The sequence below is a fragment of the Streptomyces sp. NPDC031210 genome, assembly GCF_055570395.1.
Map to the genome: position 1 here is coordinate 133,829 of NZ_JBVIHH010000004.1, position 19,682 is coordinate 153,510.

The window sequence follows — 19,682 nt, forward strand, 5'->3', positions numbered from 1 at the left end:
CCCCCCCCCCCCCCTCCCCCCCCCCCCCCCCCCCCCCCCCCCCCCCCCCCCCCCCCCCACCACTCCCCCCCCCCCCCCCCCCCCCCCCCCCCCCCCCCGCTCGTGTGTCGCCGCCGCCCTACGGGGGCAGGGGATCCCCTACCGGAGGGTTGTGCCCGGTGCCCCTTGGGTACGACCCGCCTACGACCGATTTGTTCGACCGATCGGCCTCGTCACGCGGGAGGGAAGAGCATGATCTGGGAAGCGCTCGGCGCCGTGATCGTCGGATTCGTCATCGCCCTGTCCGCCACCCGCAGGTTCCCCGACCGCTTCCCCGCGCGCACCCTGACGCTGGCCACCGGCCCGGTCGCCGCGGTGCTCGGCGCACTGCTGACCCGCTCGATCCTGGGCCCCGGCCACCCCGCTGAGGTGCTGGGCGCCGCCCTCGGCCTGAGCGTGGCGCTGCTGTCGGTCCTGATCCGCCCGCCGCGCCGGCGGCTGCGGCGCCCGGCGGCGCCGCTGAAGGGCCACCGCACGGCCTGAGAGCCCGCCTGAGAGCCTGAGAGAAGGACCGGGGCGCCCCTCCGGGAGAAACGGCGACACCGGCGAGCGGCGGACACCGTCCCGCCCGCCCGCCGGTGCACCTCCACCGCGTCACCGTGGGGCCGCGGCCCCACGCGGGTGTCAGGCCGCCAGCCCCAGAGCCGCCATCCGCTTGGTGTGCGCCTCGGTGATCCGCGAGAACATCCGGCCGACCTCGGCCAGGTCGAAGCCGGCGGCCACCCCGCCGACCAGCATCGTCGAGAGCGCGTCGCGGTCCGCGACGACCCGCTGCGCCTGCGAGAGCGCCTCGCCCATCAGCCGCCGCGCCCACAGCGCGAGCCGCCCGCCGACCCGGGGCTCGGCCTCGATGGCGGCGCGGACCTTCTCCACGGCGAAGGAGGCGTGCCCGGTGTCGTCCAGCACGGCCAGCACCAGATCGCGGGTGTCGGAGTCGAGCCGGGCCGCGACCTCCCGGTAGAAGTCACTGGCGATCGAGTCGCCGACGTAGGCCTTGACCAGGCCCTCCAGCCAGTCCGACGGCGCGGTCTGGCGGTGGAACTCGTCCAGCGCGGCGGCGAACGGCTCCATGGCCTCGTTCGGCTCCGCCTCGATCTGCGCGAGCCGCTCCCGCAGCCGCTCGAAGTGGTGGAACTCCGCCGAGGCCATCTTGGCCAGCTCGGCCTTGTCGTCCATCGTCGGCGCGAGCTTGGCGTCCTCGGCGAGGCGCTCGAAGGCGGACAGCTCGCCGTACGCGAGCGCGCCGAGCAGATCGATCACGGCCGCGCGGTACTGCGGGTCGGTCGAGGCCCGCGCCCAGTCCTGGGCGGCGAACCCGGTGTGTTCTTGGGCGTCGTCAGCGGCGATGTCAGGCGTCTCCATGACGGGCACAATAGCCCGCCCGGCCGCACCGGGAAGGCCCTGGCCGGTCCCCCGCACGCGCACCGCGGGCGGCGGCGCCGCGCCGTGACTCACGCCTCACTCATACAAGCCTTCGGGTACCGCGCCACATCCGGGGTACAGTGGTATTGCACCCGCCGAGTATCGGTGGGTTGTTCCACGAATGCGGATGCCCGGTCGGTGGCCCGATCGGCTCCAAAACCGACCGCCCTCCCCAGCGGCGCGTACGAGACGTACGCACAGCAGGAGGGACACCGCTCGCGGCACGAGTGCCTGAGCGTTGGCAGTGGTCCCGCGCCATCCGGCTGTATCAAGCCGGCCCGCGTACGAACCCGTACGAAGGTGCGGTACGACCCCCTTCGCCGCCTCACGCCGCGTCTCACAGAAGAGGCAAGATTCTGTCTACGTTCCGAGACCTCGGGATTCTCCCCGAGACCGCCGAAGCCCTTGAGGCCGTCGGCATCGTTTCCCCCTTTCCCATCCAGGAGATGACGCTCCCCGTTGCCCTCTCCGGCAGCGACGTCATCGGCCAGGCCAAGACCGGCACCGGCAAGACCCTGGGCTTCGGCCTGCCGCTCCTGGAGCGCGTCACGGTCCCCGCCGACGTCGAGGCCGGGCGCTGCCGTCCGGAGCAGCTCACCGAGGCGCCGCAGGCCCTCGTCGTCGTCCCCACCCGCGAGCTGTGCCAGCAGGTCACCAACGACCTCCTCACCGCCGGCAAGGTGCGCAACGTCCGGGTGCTGGCCATCTACGGCGGCCGCGCCTACGAACCGCAGGTCGAAGCGCTGAAGAAGGGCGTCGACGTCGTCGTCGGCACCCCGGGCCGGCTGCTGGACCTGGCGGGCCAGAAGAAGCTCAACCTCTCCGAGGTCAAGAGCCTGGTGCTGGACGAGGCCGACGAGATGCTCGACCTGGGCTTCCTGCCCGACGTCGAGCGGATCATCCAGTTGCTGCCCGCCAAGCGCCAGACGATGCTGTTCTCGGCGACCATGCCGGGCGCGGTCATCGGGCTCGCCCGCCGCTACATGTCACAGCCCACGCACATCAGCGCCACCTCGCCGGACGACGCGGGTCAGACCGTCAAGAACACCACCCAGCACGTCTTCCGCGCCCACTCCATGGACAAGCCGGAACTGGTCTCCCGCATCCTCCAGGCCGACGGCCGGGGTCTGGCGATGGTGTTCTGCCGTACGAAGCGGACCGCCGCCGACATCGCCGACCAGCTCGCCCAGCGCGGTTTCGCCTCCGGCGCGGTGCACGGCGACCTCGGCCAGGGCGCCCGCGAGCAGGCGCTGCGCGCCTTCCGCAACGGCAAGGTCGACGTCCTGGTCTGCACCGACGTCGCCGCCCGCGGCATCGACGTCGAGGGTGTGACGCACGTCATCAACTACCAGTCCCCCGAGGACGAGAAGACCTACCTGCACCGCATCGGCCGGACGGGCCGCGCGGGCGCCAAGGGCACCGCCGTCACGCTCGTCGACTGGGACGACATCCCGCGCTGGAAGTTGATCAACAAGGCGCTCGACCTGCCCTTCGACGAGCCGGAGGAGACGTACTCCACCTCCGCGCACCTCTACGAACTGCTGAAGATCCCGCAGGGCACCAAGGGCGTGCTGCCGCGCGCCGAGCGCACCCGCGCCGGGCTCGCCGCCGAAGAGGTCGAGGACCTCGGCGAGACGGGCGGCCGCGGTCGCGGTCCCCGCAAGGCGGCCGCCGCCGTGGTGGAGGAGCGCCCGCAGCGCACGCGGACGCCCCGTCAGCGCCGTCGCACCCGCGGCGGTAGCTCGGCGGACGGCGCGGCCGCCCCCGAGGCGAAGACCACCGACTCCAGGGCCACCGACTCCAAGGCCACCGACTCGGTGGACACCGCCGAGGGCACCGCGCAGCCGGCCGAGACGCGCCAGCCCCGGCGTCGCCGCCGTACCCGCGGCGCGGCGCAGGGCGCAGCGGCCGAGCCGACCTTCCAGACCGCCGACTCGGTCGCCGCGGCCGCCGTGGTGGCCCCGGAGCCGAGTGCGGCGCCGGAGACCGACGCCGCGCCGGCGCCGGCCGCCAAGCCGCGCCGTCGCCGGACCCGTGCCGCGCGTCCCGAGGCCACCGAGGCCGTGGCCGAGACGGCGACCGCGAGCGTCGTGGAGGCGGCCGAGGTCGCCGAGGCCGCGCCCGCCAAGCCGAAGCGGACCCGCAAGAGCGTCGCCGCCAAGGCCGCCGAGGCCGCGCTGGACACCGCCGAGGGCACCGCGCCCGCGGTGGACGCCGAGCAGGCGCCGGCCAAGCCGAAGCGGACGCGTAAGGCCGCCGCGGCCAAGCCCGCCGCGGAGAGCGCCGTCGAGACCGCCGAGGGCACGGACGCCGCACCGGTCAAGCCGAAGCGGACCCGCAAGGCCGCCGTGAAGTCCGTGGCGGCCGAGCCCGCCGCCGAGGACGCGCCGGCCAAGCCCAAGCGCACCCGGAAGGCCGCCGCCAAGCCGGCCGCGGAGGCGGCCGACGCCCCCGTGGCGGACGCCGAGGCCAAGCCGGTCCGCCGCCGCACCCGCGCCAAGGCGCCGGCCACCGAGGCGACGCCCGAGAGCTGATCCGCACGCCCGATGGCCCGGTCCCGCACGACGCGGGGCCGGGCCGTCGGCGTACGCGGGCACGGTCGCGCCGACCGTCGTGCGCGCGCCGCCGGGGCGCCCCGATAGCCTCATCGGTATGAGCAGGCCGCCCACTCTCACGCTGCCCCCGTGCGCCCGCGCGTACCGACTCGACACCGAGCGCGGGGAGTTCGCCGTGCACGAGGCCGGACCTGAGGGCCCGCCGGTCGGGACCGCCCTGCTGGTGCCCGGCTTCACCGGCAGCAAGGAGGACTTCATCGGTCTGCTCGCGCCGCTCGCGGCGGCCGGCTTCCGGGTGGTCGCGGTGGACGGGCGCGGGCAGCACGAATCCCCCGGCCCGCGTGAGCGATCGGCGTACGCGCAGCGGGAGTTGGCGCTCGATGTGCTGGCACAGGCGCGGGCGGCGGGGGCCGGTGACGGCGGGCCGGTGCATCTGCTCGGGCATTCGCTGGGCGGTCTGATCGCCCGTGCCGCGGTGCTCGCTGACCCGGCTCCGTTCCGTTCGCTGACCGTGCTCAGCTCGGGGCCCGCCGCCCTGGACGGGGCCCAGCAGGCCCGGGTACGGATGCTGATCGACGCGCTGGGCGACCTGGACATGGAGGCGGTCTGGCAGGCGATGCGGCAGCTCGATCCGCCGGAGGCCGCGGACGCGGCGACCCCGCCGGAGATCGGCGCGTTCTTGCACCGACGTTGGCTGAACACCGTGCCCGAGCAGTTGATCGCGACCGGTCGGCAGATGCTGGAGGAGCCCGACCGGGTGGCGGAGCTGGCGGCCGTGCCGCTGCCCAAGCACGTCGTCTCGGGCGTGGTCGACTACGCCTGGCCGGTGCCGCTGCTGGACGCCATGGCCGGTCGGCTGTCGGCCCGCCGCACGGTCATCGAGGGCGCCGAGCACTCCCCGAACGCCGAACGCCCCGAGGCCACGAGCGCGGCCCTGGCCGGCTTCTGGAAGAGCCTGGACCAGGCCGGTGGCCCCGCCTAGAACTGCGCGTGGACGTGGTCCCAGAAGCCGTCGCGCAGGACGCGCCGCAGGTCGGCGTGGCCGCGCAGGGAATGCCGCAGCAGCGCCTCCGCGCCGGTGAGGAGTTCCTGGTCGACGGTGCCGGGCAGATAGGGGTGGCCGGGGAGCAGGTCGGCGGCCCAGGCGCGGCCGCGTTCGGCCATCCACTGGGCGGCGATCCGCGCGCCGACGAAGCGCACCTCCTCGCGGGCGGGCACGGGTCCTTCGCTCGCCGCCGGGTCGGTGTACTCCACGCCGCTGCGCCGGGTGACGTACGGCTTGCAGAACTCCAGGTCGAAGGTGCGCTGGCTGTCGACCTCCCACAGCAGCGGCTCGGCCTGGTTGCGGCCGCCGGGCGCCTCGATGCCCCACAGGTGGACCCGCGCGCCGTAGCCCTGGGCCGCCTCGACCGCGGAGACCAGGTCCTCGTCGCCGCCGATGAGCACCGCGTCACTGATCGCGCGGTGGCGGGCCAGCGACTCCAGGTCGCTGCGGATGAGGGAGTCGACGCCCTTTTGCTGGTTGTTGGCGTTGAGGTTGCCGAGCCTGACCTTGACGTCCGGCAGCTCGGCGATCCGCTGCTGTTCCTGGCTGTGGATACGGCGGCGGGCGCCGTCGTACCAGTAGACGCGTAGCAGCCGGCTGTCCGGGAAGATCATCCGCGCCTTTTCGATGAACGCGTCGATGATCCCCTCGGCGTCCAGGTCGAAGGCCCTGCGGTCCTCGGTGCCGGCGACCAGCCGGCCGGCCGCGGCGTAGACGTAGCCCGCGTCCACGAAGGCGGCGTGGGTGGACGGGGTGGTGGCGACCTCGGCGAGCACGCGGGTGAGCAGCTCGTTGGTGCGCTCGACGCCGGCGGCCAGCGCGGCGAGGTCTGTGGGGCCCGTGGGCTGGACATCGTTCATACCGGACCCATTGTCCGGGGCCTCACTCGGCCGGCACAACCGCTCTGACCAGGAGCCCTGCCGCGGTGCCTCACCTGCGGATACTTAGACCGTCGAAAAATTTCCTTAGCGTAGGGAATGATTGCAGGGAGCACGTCGTTATACCTCTCGGAACGCCCGGCAGCGAAGCCGGGCGCTCGCCACACCAAGAAGTTCTCCGCAGGAGGATCAGACGAAGGGAGAAGCCGTATGCGCTTCGAGATCATGCGCCTGGACGACGTCGACGGCACCGCCGTGGACAGCACCGTCGTGGACGCCGCCTCCGTCAACCGGATCGTGCGACAGGCCGCCGCTATCGGCCAGCGCATCTACATCCGCCCGGCCGACACGGCCGTTCGCTAACACCTTTTCCGCCGCCCGATGAGACGGCAGCCATGAGCTGCGGGTCCGGTCGGGCGGCCGGTCACGGACGCGACAGCGCCCCCGTACGAACACGTCGTACGGGGGCGTCTTGCGTTCCGGGCGCGGCTCAGGACCCCTGGATGACCTGGGTGACGCCGTTGATGATCTGCTGCACGGCCAGCGCGGAGAGCATCATGCCCGCCAGCCGCGTCACCAGCACGACCCCGCCGTCCTTGATCACGCGGATGATCACCAGCGAGAACCGCATCACCACGTAGAGCACCACATGGATCGCGACGATCGCCGTCCACACCGAGATCTGCGCGGCGAGGCCGTGCGCGTGCTGCACGGCGAGGATCACCGACACGATGGCGCCCGGCCCGGCCAGCAGCGGCATGCCCAGCGGCACCAGGGCGACATTGACGTCCTTGGTCTGCGTCGGCTCCTCGGACTTGCCCGTCAGCAGGTCCAGCGCCACCAGCAGGAGCAGCAGCCCGCCCGCGATCATCAGCGCGGGCGTGGAGATGTGCAGCCGCCCCAGGATCTGGCGGCCGAAGATCCCGAAGACGGCGATGACGCAGAAGGCGACGGCGGCCGCCTGCCACGCCATCCGGCGCTGCACCTTGGCCGGCCGGCCGGAGGTGAGGGCCAGGAAGATCGGGGTGATCCCCGGCGGGTCCATGATCACGAAAAGGGTGACGAAAAGGGTACTGAAGACGGCGACGTCGAACACGGTGATGGCCTTGCGGGAGGTGGTACGGGGACAAACGGGACACGGGTGCGGCGGGCGCGGGCCCGTAAGGGTGGGGACAGGTCGGTGCGCGGTGCCGGGCCGGCGGGACGGGCGGGCCCGGGAGGAGAGCCGGTGGGGTCAGCCGCCCGCGCCGGGGACGGGGAAGGCGCCGGTGGCGCGGCGCACGATCTCGCCGTAGATCTCGGGGTCGGTGGTGTGGTCACCGAGACGGCAGGTCTTGCGGCTGCCGTGGTAGTCGCTGGAGCCGGTGGTCAGCAGCCCGAGGTCGCCGGCCAGCCCGCGCAGCCGGGCGCGGGTCGGCGCGTCGTGGTCCATGTGGTCGACCTCGATCCCGTCGAGGCCGGCCGAGGCCAGGTCGGCTATCGCGCTCTCCGGTACGCAGCTCCCGCGCTTGACGGCCCGCGGATGCGCGAAGACGGTGACCCCGCCGGCGGCCTTCACCAGCCGGATCGCCTCGAACGGGTCGAGTTCGTGCTTCTCGACGTACGCGCGGCCGTCGTTGGCCAGCCACTGCGGGGTGAAGGCGTCGGAGACGGTCTCGACGACACCCAGCTCGACCAGGGCGCTCGCGATATGCGGCCGTCCGACGGCGCCGTCGCCGGCGATCCGCGCCACCCGCTCCCAGGTGAGCGGCACGCCCAGCTCGCGCAGCTTGGCGACCATGCCCCGCGCGCGCGGCACCCGGTCGTCGCGGACCAGTTCGCGCTCGCGGGCCAGCTCGCTCTCGTCGGGGTCGAAGAGGTAGGCGAGCATGTGCAGGCTCACCCCGTCGAGCCGACAGGAGAGCTCCGCTCCGGTGACGAGCGTCAGGCCCGCGGGCAGCGCGGCACGCGCCTCGGCGTGGCCGGCGACGGTGTCGTGGTCGGTCAGCGCGACGACGTCCAGGCCGCACGCGGCGGCGTTGCGCACCAGCTCGGCGGGGGTGTCCGTGCCGTCGGAGGCGGTGGAGTGGGTGTGCAGGTCGATGCGCACGACGCGGACTCCAGACTCGCTGCGGGACGGGCTGCGGACGCGGACGCGCCCGGGGACAAGGGACGGGGGACCTCAGAAGGATACCGGCCGGGCGGGCCTGGCAGGTCGGCGGCGGGTGGCGCCGGTCCGTCGGGCGGTCCGCGCCCCACCCGGCCGGGCCCGTCCGTGCCGCGCGGCGCCCGAAGATTCGCTCAGCTCAGGATCCGCGGCGAGAGCGCGCCGCACGGCAGCAGGTCCACCTCGGCGCCCGCCTCGCGCAGATCCGTCAGCACCAGCTCGTCGTACATCAGCAGCCCGGACTGCTCGGGCCAGGCGATCGCCCACAGCCACAGCCCGCGCGCCTCGCCCGCGAAGACCGCGCGGTCCGGTGGCGCGTCCTTGACGTTCCACATCGCCGTGGGGCGGCCGGCCGCCAGGACCTTGCTGTGCGCCGGCTGGTCCACGCACATGGAGGGGCCGGGATCGGGGCCGTCGATGCCGGCGTAGCGCGCGCCGAGTCCGACGCCCAGCTCCTCGGCGATCAGCAGCAGCTCACCGGGGCCGCCGAGCGGTCCGGGGCCCGAGCAGGCCACCGCTGTGGCGCGCCCGCCGCTGCGGTCGTCCCCGGCGCAGGCCACGCCCGTGAAGAGCCAGCCCACCGGCAGCGGCCACGGCATCCACACGGGTACCTGGGCGCGGTGGACGACGACGCCAAGCGCCTCGACGCTCGGCGGGACGACGGGCTGGAGTGGCTGCACGGTGCCGTGCACGGCGCACTGCCAGGAGTCGGAGAAGAGCCCGGGCGCCCGCACCCGGCCACCGCATTTCGGGCAACTGGGTTCGCCCCTCATAGGGACCAACGGTCCTCCAGGCCCGGCGCCGCGTCAAGGACGGCTCACCCTTACGGTGACGCCGGGCGGCCCCTTCGGGAGCGCCGGCAAGGCTCCTGCCGGCCCCGCTCACGCCAGCGGCACGCCGGCGCGCAGCGGATCGCGCAGGTCCGTGCCGTGCCGCAGCCAGCGCTCCTCCAGCGCCTCGGCGCCGTGAACGCGCTTCCAGGCGGCCTCGTTGGGTGTCATCGGCAGCAGCGGCAGGAAGCGCACCGGCTCCTTCGGCTCGTCCAGTTCGAGGTCCTCGACCAGCCCGCCGGGCGCGCCGACGAGCACGGAGGTGAACGCCGCCCCGGGCCACAGCGGCTCGCCGACGTCCAGCGACGCCCCCGGCGCCACGACCAGGCCCTCCACCTGCGGGGACGCGGCGAGGACGGCGAGCGGGCGCAGCACCTTGTCCGTGTCGGCGCGCCCGGCCCGTACCGACAGCAGGAGTTCGGCGCGCGGGCCCCTTTCGGGGTCGGCGAGGACCGCGGTGGGGTCGGCCATCGGCTGCGCGGACATCCCGAGGGTGGCGTAGCGCAGCACCTCGCCGTCCACGAAGCGCAGGACCTCGATGCGGTCGGTCCCGAGGAAGGTGACGGCGGCGCGGGCGTCCGGCTCGCCCAGGGTCGTACGCAGCCGGGCTTCCACCAGCTCAAGAACGTCAGACATGCCGCGAGCATAAGACGCGTGAGGAACGGGTAAAGCGGCGCCGTGGAGCTTCGGGTGACTGATAGCCTTGCCGTCTGGTCAGGGAATGACGTCGTCCCCCAACGGGGACCGGCCGGAGGAGGTGGGGCTGCGGTGGATCCGAGTCGACCGTGCAGTACCGATAGTTCTCCCGTCATCCCCCTCGCGCAGCGCGTCTCCTGATCGAGAGCTTCCGTACCCCGCCGTCCGGTGGGGAAACCCGTGAAGTGCCTTCGCGCCGGATGTAGATGACGGAAGAGCGCCTTCGACTCTTTGTTCCGTGTTTTCTGCGAACTGCCGTCAGTATCACCGCACGGAGCGCTGCCCGCTTTGCGGGCGTACGGCCGATGATGCCTCGTACGTCCACGTTCCCGGCAGCGTTACGCCCCGCGCAGTCTGACGGCCGGCCCGTGAAGGAGCCTGCCCATGTCGATGATCCGCGACCTGCGCGCCGCCGTCCGCCCGTCCCGGCGGCGCGACGACTCCCCGTACCGCTACGAAACGTCCGCCCCCGCCTGCCCCAACAGCGCCATCGTGGACTGCGGCGTCTACCGCGAGGGCCGCCGGGTGCGCGAGCACCTCGGTCCCGCCGAGGCGATGGCCAGCGTCCGCGCCGACGGCGGCTTCGCCTGGATCGGCCTGCACGAGCCGACCGAGGCGGAATTCGCCGGTATTGCCCAGGAGTTCGGGCTGCACCCGCTCGCCGTCGAGGACGCCGTGCACGCCCACCAGCGGCCCAAGCTGGAGCGTTACGACGACACGCTCTTCACCGTCTTCAAGACGATCCACTACGTCGAGCACGCCGAGCTGACCGCGACCAGCGAGGTCGTGGAGACCGGCGAGGTGATGTGCTTCACCGGACGGGACTTCATCGTCACGGTCCGGCACGGCGGCCAGGGCTCGCTGCGCGCCCTGCGCCACCGCCTCCAGGATGACCCCGAGCTGCTCGCCAAGGGCCCCTCCGCGGTGCTGCACGCCATCGCCGACCAGGTGGTGGACGGCTACATCGCGGTGGCGGGCGCGGTTCAGGACGACATCGACGAGGTGGAGATCGACGTCTTCAGCTCGGGCACCAACGGCAAGGGCTCCGGCGGCAAGGGCTCGGCCAAGGGCGGCGACGCCGGGCGGATCTACCAACTCAAGCGCGAGGTGCTGGAGTTCAAGCGCGCGGTGTCGCCCCTGCTGCGGCCCATGCAGTTGCTGAGTGAGCGTCCGATGCGGCTGGTGGACGCCGACATCCAGAAGTACTTCCGGGACGTCGCCGACCACCTGGCCCGGGTCAACGAGCAGGTGCTGTCCTTCGACGACCTGCTCAACTCCATCCTCCAGGCCAATCTCGCGCAGGCGACCGTCGCGCAGAACGAGGACATGCGCAAGATCACGTCCTGGGCGGCGATCTTCGCGGTGCCGACGATGATCGCCGGGATCTACGGCATGAACTTCACGTACATGCCGGAGCTGCACTGGAAATTCGGCTATCCGGCCGTCCTGCTGGCGACCGTCGCCATCTGCGTCGGCATCCACCGCGGGTTCAAGCGCAACGGGTGGCTCTGAGCGCCGCCCGGACCGCCCCGGGGCGCGCCGGCGGCTCCCATTAGGCTGAGCCGTATGACGGAGACCGTGTCGCAGGCCGTGCAGGATCGGGCGCTCATCGAAGAGGCCACGAAGAAGTCCGGCCTGATCTGGGTGCGGGGCGCGACGGGCCCGGCGCGGGCCCTGTGGCATGTCTGGCACGACGGCGCCGCCTGCCTGGTCGGCGACGGGGAGGGCGAGCAGCCGCTGGCCGACCTCGGGCTCGCCGACGGCGCCACGGCGGCCGTCACCGTCCGCAGCAAGGACAAGGGCGGCCGGCTGGTCGCCTGGCAGGCGAGGGTCGCCGAGCTGGCGCCCGACGGCGAGGCGTGGCGGGCCGTGGTCGACGAGCTGAAGGGCAAGCGGCTCAACGCGCCGGACGCGGAGACGATGACGGAGCGGTGGGCGCGCGAGTGCCGGGTGCTGCGGCTGGAGCCGGTCGGACCGGCCGCGCAGCGCCCGGGAGCCATGCCGGAGGAGTCCCAGGCCGCGCCTCCGCTGCCGACGCCCGCGATCACCCGGCGGCCGGCGCCGGCCGCGCTGCCGCGGCTGCTGCGCCGGGGCCGCAAGGGCTGAGGAGCCGCCGGGCCCGTCGCGCGGGCCCGGCCCGGCCGCCCGCCCCGTCAGCCGGTGCCGGAGATCCGCTTGCCGTAGTCGACGACCTGGTCCTTGGCCGGGGCCTTGAGATCGACGCGCTCGCCCCAGTCGCCGAGCCGGACGACCCCGGCGCCGCCCGCGCGGCGCAGCCGCAGCGGATACGGCGTGCCCTCCAGGGAGACGTCCAGGGTGCCGCCGGAGCCCGCGGCGGCGGCGAGGCGGATGGTGCGCACGCCGTCGACCTCCCCGCGGGCGCCGGTCGTCAGCTTGCCGTGCAGGCCGAGCAGGCTGCCGAGCAGCACGTCCTTGTCGGTGAAGCCGCTGAAGCGCTTGTAGACCGGGTCGGCGGCGGGCACCTTGACGTATTTGCCGCCGAGTTTGGCCGCGGCTGCGGTGTCGGGCCTACCGGACCGGCCGTTCTTCTCGCCGGCCCAGAAGGCGGCGTCGGCCTTCAGGAAGAGGGCGTCGCCGACCCGGAGAAGCTGGAACGCGGCCGCTTTGGTGGTCAGTTCGCCCTTGGCGCCGTTCTCGGCCAGCCGCATGTCGAGCTTGTAGGTGCGGCCCTGGCTGACGACGCTGCCCGACAGTCGGACGGTGTCGGCGCGCCCGGCCGCCGCCCGCGCCTTGGCCTCGATCTTCGCGGCCGGCAGCTTTCCCACGCCGTTGGTCCCGGCGTCCGGGTCCTCGCCGGCGCATCCCGCCAGCGCCGCGGCCAGGCCGGCGCACACCGCCCCCACGAGCACCGCCCGTCCCGCGCGACGGGGTCCGGCCAGGGATCGGGGGCTCGTCCCCGAGGGGCTTGCAGTCACGTCGGCTCTGCCTCCTGATGCGGGTGACCTCGACAGCAGTACGGCAGCGTACCTGGGCGGCGCGCGGTCTTCGGCGCCTCGCGCGACGGACGCCATACGGCCGTTCTCCCCGGGGCGGCGGCGAGCCGGGCGCGCTAGCCTGAACCCGCATCGATGCGTGCGGAGCGGGATGTAGGGGCGCAAATGGGAGGAAGGGAGGCACTCTGCATGGCGGTGGTGACTCCACGGATCTTCGTCTCCCACCTGTCCGGCGTCGCCGTCTTCGATCCCAACGGCGACATGGTCGGCCGGGTCCGGGACCTGGTCGCGATGCTCCGGGTCGGCAACCGCCCGCCCCGGCTGCTCGGCCTGGTCGTCGAGGTCGTCAGCAGGCGCCGCATCTTCCTGCCCATGACGCGGGTGACGGGGGTGGAGTCCGGCCAGGTCATCACCACCGGCGTGATCAATATGCGGCGCTTCGAGCAGCGCGCGTCCGAGACCCTGGTCCTGGGCGAACTGCTCGACCGGCGGGTGCGGCTGGTCGAGACCGGCGAGGAGGTCACCGTCCTCGACATCGGCATCACCCAGTTGCCGGCCCGCCGCGACTGGGAGATCGACAAGGTCTTCGTCCGCAAGGGCAAGGGCGGGGCGCTGCGCCGCAAGGGCGAGGTGCTGACCCTGGAGTGGTCGGCGGTCACCGGCTTCTCCCTGGAGGAGCACGGGCAGGGCGCGGAGAACCTGCTCGCCACCTTCGAACAGTTGCGGCCCGCCGACCTCGCGGGCGTCCTGCACCACCTCTCCCCCAAGCGGCGCGCCGAGGTCGCGGCGGCCCTCGCCGACGACCGGCTGGCGGACGTGCTGGAGGAGCTGCCGGAGGACGACCAGGTGGAGATCATCGGAAAGCTCCAGGACGAGCGGGCCGCCGACGTCCTGGAGGCGATGGACCCCGACGACGCCGCCGACCTGCTCTCGGAGCTGCCGGAGGAGGAGAAGGAGCGGCTGCTGACGCTGATGCGGCCCGAGGAGGCGGCGGACGTGCGGCGGCTGATGTCGTACGAGGAGCGGACGGCGGGCGGCCTGATGACCACCGAGCCGATCGTGCTGCGCCCGGACGCGACGGTGGCCGACGCGCTGGCCCGGGTGCGCGACCCCGACCTCTCCCCCGCGCTGGCCGCCCAGGTCTACGTGTGCCGGCCGCCGGACGAGACACCCACCGGCAAGTATCTGGGCCTGGTGCACTTCCAGCGGCTGCTGCGCGACCCGCCGTTCACTCTCGTCAGCTCGATCGCCGACACCGATCTGCCGGCCCTGCCGCCGGACACCCCGCTGCCCGAGGTCACCAGCTATCTGGCGACGTACAACATGGTCGCGGCGCCCGTCGTCGACGAGAGCGGTTCGCTGCTGGGCGCGGTCACCGTCGACGACGTGCTGGACCATCTCCTGCCCGACGACTGGCGCGAGACGGAGATGCACGGCCAGGGCGCCGCCGGTGTGGGCGGCACGGCCTACCTCGGGAAGGCCGCGGATGGGCGCTGAGGAGCGCGAGAGCGCCAAGGAGCGGCCGCGTCCGCACGGCGCCTCCGCGGTGCGGCGGGGCGCGGCCCCGGAGCGGCCCCGGGTGCGCCTGGACCAGCCGCGCGCGCCGCGCCGTACGTTCTGGCCGGAGTACGACCCGGAGGCGTTCGGGCGGCTGTCGGAGAAGATCGCCCGCTTCCTGGGGACCGGCCGGTTCATCGTCTGGATGACGGTGATCATCATCTTGTGGATCACCTGGAACATCGCCGCGCCCAGCGGGCTGAAATTCGACGAGTACCCGTTCATCTTCCTGACCCTGATGCTGTCGCTCCAGGCGTCGTACGCGGCGCCGCTGATCCTGCTGGCGCAGAACCGGCAGGACGACCGGGACCGGGTCACCCACGAACAGGACCGCAAGCAGAACGAGCGCTCCATCGCCGACACCGAGTATCTGACCCGGGAGATCGCGGCGCTCCGGCTGGGCCTGGGCGAGGTCGCCACCCGCGACTGGATCCGCTCCGAGCTGGCGGACATCATGCGGGACCTGGAGCTGCGGCAGATGGTCGACGCGGAGAGTGACGAACACGACCGCTGACAGCCTTTCCGGAGGCGCACTCCAGCGCCGTACCATCAGTGCATGGCTATCGACACGCCCAATGGCGCCGCACCGAGCGAGGACGCGATCCGCGACGCGCTCGCGACGGTGAACGACCCCGAGATCCACCGCCCCATCACCGAGCTGGGGATGGTCAAATCGGTGGACATCGCGGCGGACGGCGCGGTGGCTGTCGCGGTCTACCTCACCGTCTCCGGCTGTCCGATGCGCGAGACCATCACCAGCAACGTGCGCACGGCCGTCGAAGGGGTCGCCGGCGTCACCAGCGTCGCCGTCGAGCTCGACGTGATGAGCGACGAGCAGCGCCGGGAGCTGGCGTCGTCGCTGCGCGGCGGCACCGCCGAGCGGGAGGTCCCGTTCGCCCAGCCCGGCTCGCTGACCCGGGTCTACGCCGTCGCCTCCGGCAAGGGCGGCGTCGGCAAGTCGTCGGTGACGGTCAACCTCGCCGCGGCGATGGCGGCCGACGGCCTCAAGGTCGGTGTCGTCGACGCCGACATCTACGGCCACTCCGTGCCCCGGATGCTGGGCGCCGACGGCAAGCCCACCCAGGTCGAGAACATGATCATGCCGCCGTCGGCGCACGGCGTGAAGGTCATCTCGATCGGCATGTTCACCCCCGGCAACGCGCCCGTCGTCTGGCGCGGCCCGATGCTGCACCGCGCGCTCCAGCAGTTCCTCGCCGACGTCTACTGGGGCGACCTCGACGTGCTCCTGCTGGACCTGCCCCCGGGCACCGGCGACATCGCCATCTCCGTGGCGCAGCTCGTGCCGAACGCCGAGATCCTGGTGGTCACCACCCCGCAGCAGGCCGCGGCCGAGGTCGCCGAGCGGGCCGGTTCGATCGCCGTGCAGACCCACCAGAAGATCGTCGGTGTGGTCGAGAACATGTCCGGGCTGCCCTGCCCGCACTGCGACGAGATGGTAGACGTGTTCGGCAGCGGCGGCGGCGAGCGGGTCGCCGAGGGCCTGACGAAGACGACCGGCACGCAGGTGCCGGTGCTCGGCTCCATCCCGATCGACGTCCGGCTGCGCGAGGGCGGCGACGAGGGCAAGCCGGTCGTGCTGTCCGATCCGGACTCCCCCGCGGGCGCCGCGATCCGCTCCATCGCGGACAAGCTGGGCGGCCGCCAGCGCGGCCTGCAGGGCATGTCGCTGGGGATCACCCCGCGCAACAAGTTCTGACGCGGGCGGCCGGCGCTGCCGGCCGCTTTTCGGGGGCGGATCCGTGGCGGGTCCGCCCCCGCGGCATGTCGGGGGCCGGTCAGTCCTCGTAGGCCGACAGGTCCTTGACCACGGAAAACGCCATGCTGTACGCGCTCATCCCGCGCCCGTACGCGCCGAGGTGGACGCCGCCCTCGGGGCCCTGCTCCGGGGAGCCGGCCAGCACCCAGCCGTACTCGGACTCGCGGTAGCGGAACGGGGTCGGCACGCCGTCCACCGGCAGCATCAGCTCGGTCCAGCTCTCGCCGTCGAGGTCGTCCGCCAGCTCCCAGGCGATCATCGTCTGCTGGTCCAGCCAGTCCTGCCGCAGCGTGCGGTCCATCCGGGTCGGCCAGATCTGCGCGAGCAGCCCCGCGCCGGCGAGCCAGGCGGCCGTCGAGACCGAGGTGGCGTCCAGGACGCCGGTGCCGTCGGCGCTGCGCCTGACGGGGCGGCTGGCGACCGTGACCACGACCGCGAACCGGGCGGTGTCCTTGGCCGTCTCGACCTTTATCGTCGGCTCCTGGCCGTGCCCGGTCGCGCCGTGCTCGACGGTGCCGTCCGCCGCCGTGCCGACCTGCAACAGCCAGCGTGGTCCGGTGAACGCCTCATCGAGGCCGTACCACGGGAACGCGGCCAGCAGATAGCCGTCGACCTTCCGGCCGTCGTCGGCGGACACCGTTTGTACCACTGTCCGACTCGTCGTCTCCATCTGCGCGGAGCCTCCTTGTTGCCCTGCGTCGTGGGCGGCCCGCCCCCCTCAGGCGACCTCACCCCGGACACCGGGAGCATAGCCATACGGGTCAACACAGCCGGGCATACCGGAGTATCAGGTGGCGTCGGCGTCGAACGGCGGACGGTCGGCGGACGGGGCCCCTTCGCCCTTTTTGACCATGTCCACGGGGCCGGAGGCGGCGGCCGGGGACTCCTTGGAGAAATTCGGGCCTGCACCATTCGAGGGCGCGGCGGGCGCGGCGGCCGAACCGGCGGCGCCGCCGTGCACGGCGTCGGTGACCTCGGCCATCTCCTTCTTCAGGTCGAAGCCGTCGCGGATCTCCTGAAGGTCCTTCAGGCCGTACTCGTCCTTCTCCAGGACGTGTTTGCGCACGAAGTTCTTCGGCTTGAGGTCCTCGAACTCGAAGTCCTTGAACTCCGGGCCCAGCTCGCTGCGGATGTCCTCCTTGGCGCTGTCGGAGAACGCGCGCACCTTGCGGACGAAGCCCATGACGTCCTGGATCACCTTGGGGAGCTTGTCCGGCCCGAAGATGAGCACCGCAAGGATCACGAGCGCTACCAGCTCGAGGGGTCCTATGTCGAAGAACACCTTGCAGCTCCTTGGGGTATTCACGGCCTCAGGGGCCAGGCCGTCTCTCACGGTACCTGGCCCCGCGCGTCGGGCGGGAGTCACCCGCGCCAACGCCGTACAAACGATCAGCCGCCGCTGGAGGAGCCCAGCGTCAGCCGCAGGGTCCGCTCCTTGCCGTCCCGCTGGAGGGTCAGCACGAGGCTGTCGCCGGGCCGGTGGCTGCGGATCTTGACGATCAGCTCCTCGCCGCTGTGCACCGGCGCTCCGTCGACCTTGGTGATCACATCCCCCGCCTTGATCCCCGCCTTCGCGCCCGGTCCGCCGGCGGTCACCGGCGCCCGGCCGTCCTTGCCGCGCGCACTGACCCGGGCACCGTCGCCCGCGTACTCCATCTCCAGGGTGACGCCGATCACCGGATGGGTCGCCCGGCCCGTGTTGATCAGCTCCTCGGCGACCCGCTTGGCCTGGTTGATCGGTATGGCGAAGCCCAGCCCTATGCTGCCGCCCTGGCCGGCGCCGTCCGGTCCGCCGCCGCTGTCGGCTGCCCGGATCGCGCTGTTGATGCCGATCACCCGGGCCTTGCCGTCCACCAGCGGGCCGCCGGAGTTGCCGGGGTTGATGGGGGCGTCCGTCTGGAGCGCGTCGACGTACGACACGTCGCTGCCGTCGCCCTTCTCGCCGCCCGCGGTGATCGGGCGCTGCTTGGCGCTGATGATGCCGGCGGTGACGGTGTTGGCGAGGTCGTAGGGCGCTCCGATCGCCACGACCGGGTCGCCGACCCGCACGGAGTCGGAGTTGCCGAGCGTGAGCGGCCGCAGGCCGGTGACGCCCTCCACCTGGACGACGGCGAGGTCGTAGCCGCCGTCCCGGCCGATGACCTTGGCCTTGGCGGTCTGGCCGCCGCTGAACGTGACGGAGATCTCGCCGCCGGAGCCGGCCGGTTCGACGACGTGGTTGTTGGTCAGGATGCGGCCCTGGCGGTCGAGGACGAAGCCGGTGCCGGTGCCCTGTTCGGCGCTGCCGCGCACGTGCAGGGTGACGACGCCGGGCAGCGCCCGCTGCGCGATTCCGGCGACGCTGTCGGGGTTACGGCCCGACTGCTCGCCGGCGGCCTGCGGCAGTTCGATGTCGCTCAGGCCGCCGTTGCGCTCTATGTACGCGCCGATCCCGCCGCCGACGCCGCCCGCGAGCAGTGCGAGGACCACCGCGCCGATCACCAGCGGGGCGCGCCGGCCGCGCCGGGCACCGGGGGGCGGGGGCCCGGCGGGGCCGCCGTGCCGGGGCGCGCTCCAGGGGTCGTACTGCTGCCAGGCGCCGCTCGGGGGGAAGGGCGCGGGGGACGGGCCGGTGTGGCCGGCCGTCTCACCGGGGGCGGGGGAGCCGTGGGGGCCGTGTCCTTGGGCGGGCGGCTGCTCCTGGCCGGGACCGGGTCCGGGGCCGGCGGGCATGCCGGGGTGCGGCTGCGGCTGCGGGTGCGCGTGGCCGTGCTGCGGCTGCTGCTGCGCCGGGAAGGCGGTGGTGGCGGCGGACTGGTGGTGCGCGGGCGCGGAGCTGTGGGCGTACGGCTGCTCGGGCGGCAGGGGGTGGTCGCCGGCGGCCGGGTCGCGCTCCGCGGTGCGCGCGCCGGCGGCTCGGGGGCCGCCGTCACCGGGCCGGGGCACGAACCCGCCCTCTCCACCGGCGGGGGCCGCCTCGGCCGCGCCGCTCTGGCCGGCGTCGGGCGCGGCGGGCGCCTGCGCGGCGGCGTCCTGCGGGGCCGCGTGGGGCTGGTTCGGGTACGGCGCGGGGGGCACGGGGGCCTGCGGGGGCAGGGCGCCGGACGCGGCCGGGGCGGGCATGCCGTAGGCGGGCTGCGGGCCCGGGGGCGGCATCCTGGTGCCGTGCGCGGGGGTCGCCACCGGACGCTGGACGGGCGGCGCCGGAGCCCAGGGACCGGGGCCGCCGTACGGAGGCGTGCCGTAGGGGTCCTCCGGGTGCAGCGGCCGCTGCCGCTGCCCGACGTCACCGGCCTCGCCCGCGGACCCACCGGCCACAGGCTCACCGGGCGCCGACCGGGCGCTCGCCTCGTCGGCGGTCGGCCCGGCGTTCGCGGCGGACCCGCTCGCCATCGGCTCGCCACCGGACACCCCGGCCCGGGGATCGGCCTTCGCCTCCTCCCGTGCGCGCGCGGGCACCTGACCGAGCATCACGGTGGACGCGGCACGCCGCGCGCCACCGGGCGCCGTGGTCCCGGAGCCGGCCTCGGCGGACACCTCGCCGGTCGAGGCGGGGGTCGGCCGCCCGGAGCCCGCCGACGCGTACGGGACCTCCGCCGTGGTGTCGTGAGGCGCCCCGGCGGCGGCCTCGGCCACCGGGGCGGCGGGCGCCGCTTCGGTTGCGTCGGTCGCCTCGGGGACGCCGGAGGAACCGGCCGCCCCGGCCGTCCCCTGCGCCGCGTTCGCGCCCCGCTCCGGCGGAAGCACCGTCCAGTCCTCCGGCTCCCGGGCGTCCGGCTTCTGGAAGACCGGCTCCTGATCGTC

The 19,682-nt window shown here is 73.6% G+C and carries 19 protein-coding genes; 9 read left to right on the forward strand and 10 right to left on the reverse strand.

Features of this window, described 5'->3' with window-relative positions; translation table 11 throughout:
* Window positions 1–231 precede the first annotated feature (231 nt).
* Window positions 232–522, forward strand: a complete 291-nt coding sequence (locus tag ACZ45Z_RS10085; protein ID WP_468359052.1) for a hypothetical protein — start codon at window positions 232–234, stop codon at window positions 520–522.
* 141 nt (window positions 523–663) lie between these two features.
* Here the strand turns inward: ACZ45Z_RS10085 and ACZ45Z_RS10090 are convergent, their stop codons facing one another.
* The gene (locus ACZ45Z_RS10090) at window positions 664–1,401 is read right to left on the reverse strand and encodes a ferritin-like fold-containing protein (protein ID WP_468359055.1); all 738 of its coding nucleotides are present in this window, start codon (window positions 1,399–1,401) and stop codon (window positions 664–666) included.
* A 506-nt stretch (window positions 1,402–1,907) separates the two neighbouring features.
* Between ACZ45Z_RS10090 and ACZ45Z_RS10095 the strand changes: the two genes are divergently transcribed.
* Window positions 1,908–3,995: a DEAD/DEAH box helicase gene (locus ACZ45Z_RS10095; protein ID WP_468359058.1), complete on the forward strand. Its 2,088-nt coding sequence runs from the start codon at window positions 1,908–1,910 to the stop codon at window positions 3,993–3,995.
* A gap of 118 nt (window positions 3,996–4,113) precedes the next feature.
* A complete protein-coding gene (locus ACZ45Z_RS10100) occupies window positions 4,114–4,998 on the forward strand; it encodes an alpha/beta fold hydrolase (protein ID WP_468359061.1) in 885 nt (294 codons plus the stop codon).
* Here ACZ45Z_RS10100 and ACZ45Z_RS10105 read toward each other — a convergent pair.
* Window positions 4,995–5,921, reverse strand: coding sequence for an NYN domain-containing protein (locus ACZ45Z_RS10105; protein ID WP_468359064.1), 927 nt, complete (start codon window positions 5,919–5,921; stop codon window positions 4,995–4,997). The genes ACZ45Z_RS10100 and ACZ45Z_RS10105 overlap by 4 nt on opposite strands.
* 228 nt (window positions 5,922–6,149) lie before the next feature.
* Here ACZ45Z_RS10105 and ACZ45Z_RS10110 point away from each other — a divergent pair, with 228 nt between their 5' ends.
* A complete protein-coding gene (locus ACZ45Z_RS10110) occupies window positions 6,150–6,302 on the forward strand; it encodes a hypothetical protein (RefSeq protein WP_468359067.1) in 153 nt (50 codons plus the stop codon).
* A 127-nt stretch (window positions 6,303–6,429) separates the two neighbouring features.
* Here the strand turns inward: ACZ45Z_RS10110 and ACZ45Z_RS10115 are convergent, their stop codons facing one another.
* From ACZ45Z_RS10115 to ACZ45Z_RS10130, 4 genes are all read right to left on the reverse strand, one after another.
* Window positions 6,430–7,035, reverse strand: coding sequence for a MarC family protein (locus tag ACZ45Z_RS10115; RefSeq protein ID WP_468359069.1), 606 nt, complete (start codon window positions 7,033–7,035; stop codon window positions 6,430–6,432).
* A gap of 138 nt (window positions 7,036–7,173) precedes the next feature.
* Window positions 7,174–8,028 carry a PHP domain-containing protein gene (locus ACZ45Z_RS10120; protein ID WP_468359072.1) on the reverse strand — a complete coding sequence of 285 codons (855 nt, stop codon included), beginning with the start codon at window positions 8,026–8,028 and terminating at the stop codon, window positions 7,174–7,176.
* A gap of 191 nt (window positions 8,029–8,219) precedes the next feature.
* Window positions 8,220–8,858, reverse strand: coding sequence for a DUF6758 family protein (locus tag ACZ45Z_RS10125; protein WP_468359075.1), 639 nt, complete (start codon window positions 8,856–8,858; stop codon window positions 8,220–8,222).
* Between the two features lie 108 nt (window positions 8,859–8,966).
* Complete coding sequence (locus ACZ45Z_RS10130) at window positions 8,967–9,551, reverse strand: suppressor of fused domain protein (protein ID WP_468359078.1); 585 nt, start codon at window positions 9,549–9,551, stop codon at window positions 8,967–8,969.
* 444 nt (window positions 9,552–9,995) lie between these two features.
* Here ACZ45Z_RS10130 and ACZ45Z_RS10135 point away from each other — a divergent pair, with 444 nt between their 5' ends.
* Window positions 9,996–11,123 carry a magnesium and cobalt transport protein CorA gene (locus ACZ45Z_RS10135; RefSeq protein WP_468359081.1) on the forward strand — a complete coding sequence of 376 codons (1,128 nt, stop codon included), beginning with the start codon at window positions 9,996–9,998 and terminating at the stop codon, window positions 11,121–11,123.
* Window positions 11,124–11,177: 54 nt separating this feature from the next.
* Complete coding sequence (locus ACZ45Z_RS10140; RefSeq protein ID WP_468359084.1) at window positions 11,178–11,717, forward strand: hypothetical protein; 540 nt, start codon at window positions 11,178–11,180, stop codon at window positions 11,715–11,717.
* 47 nt (window positions 11,718–11,764) lie between these two features.
* Here ACZ45Z_RS10140 and ACZ45Z_RS10145 read toward each other — a convergent pair whose 3' ends face one another.
* On the reverse strand, window positions 11,765–12,547 hold the full coding sequence (locus tag ACZ45Z_RS10145) for a hypothetical protein (protein ID WP_468359086.1): 783 nt from the start codon (window positions 12,545–12,547) through the stop codon (window positions 11,765–11,767).
* Window positions 12,548–12,754: 207 nt separating this feature from the next.
* On the opposite strand from ACZ45Z_RS10145, the gene ACZ45Z_RS10150 reads away from it, so the two are divergent.
* From ACZ45Z_RS10150 to ACZ45Z_RS10160, 3 genes are read left to right on the forward strand one after another with little or no spacing between them, the layout of a single operon-like run.
* Complete coding sequence (locus tag ACZ45Z_RS10150; RefSeq protein ID WP_468359088.1) at window positions 12,755–14,062, forward strand: magnesium transporter MgtE N-terminal domain-containing protein; 1,308 nt, start codon at window positions 12,755–12,757, stop codon at window positions 14,060–14,062.
* Window positions 14,052–14,636 carry a DUF1003 domain-containing protein gene (locus ACZ45Z_RS10155; RefSeq protein WP_468359091.1) on the forward strand — a complete coding sequence of 195 codons (585 nt, stop codon included), beginning with the start codon at window positions 14,052–14,054 and terminating at the stop codon, window positions 14,634–14,636. Before ACZ45Z_RS10150 ends, ACZ45Z_RS10155 begins: the two co-directional genes overlap by 11 nt.
* Before the next feature lie 42 nt (window positions 14,637–14,678).
* On the forward strand, window positions 14,679–15,839 hold the full coding sequence (locus ACZ45Z_RS10160) for an Mrp/NBP35 family ATP-binding protein (protein WP_468359094.1): 1,161 nt from the start codon (window positions 14,679–14,681) through the stop codon (window positions 15,837–15,839).
* 79 nt (window positions 15,840–15,918) lie between these two features.
* Here ACZ45Z_RS10160 and ACZ45Z_RS10165 read toward each other — a convergent pair whose 3' ends face one another.
* The 3 genes from ACZ45Z_RS10165 to ACZ45Z_RS10175 all read right to left on the reverse strand — a co-directional run bounded on the left by ACZ45Z_RS10165 (window position 15,919) and on the right by ACZ45Z_RS10175 (window position 19,271).
* Window positions 15,919–16,569 (reverse strand): hypothetical protein, encoded by a 651-nt coding sequence (locus ACZ45Z_RS10165; RefSeq protein WP_468359097.1) that lies wholly within the window; start codon window positions 16,567–16,569, stop codon window positions 15,919–15,921.
* 117 nt (window positions 16,570–16,686) lie between these two features.
* The gene (locus tag ACZ45Z_RS10170; protein WP_468359100.1) at window positions 16,687–17,181 is read right to left on the reverse strand and encodes a sec-independent translocase; all 495 of its coding nucleotides are present in this window, start codon (window positions 17,179–17,181) and stop codon (window positions 16,687–16,689) included.
* Window positions 17,182–17,288: 107 nt separating this feature from the next.
* On the reverse strand, window positions 17,289–19,271 hold the full coding sequence (locus ACZ45Z_RS10175) for a S1C family serine protease (protein ID WP_468359777.1): 1,983 nt from the start codon (window positions 19,269–19,271) through the stop codon (window positions 17,289–17,291).
* Between the last annotated feature and the right edge of the window lie 411 nt (window positions 19,272–19,682).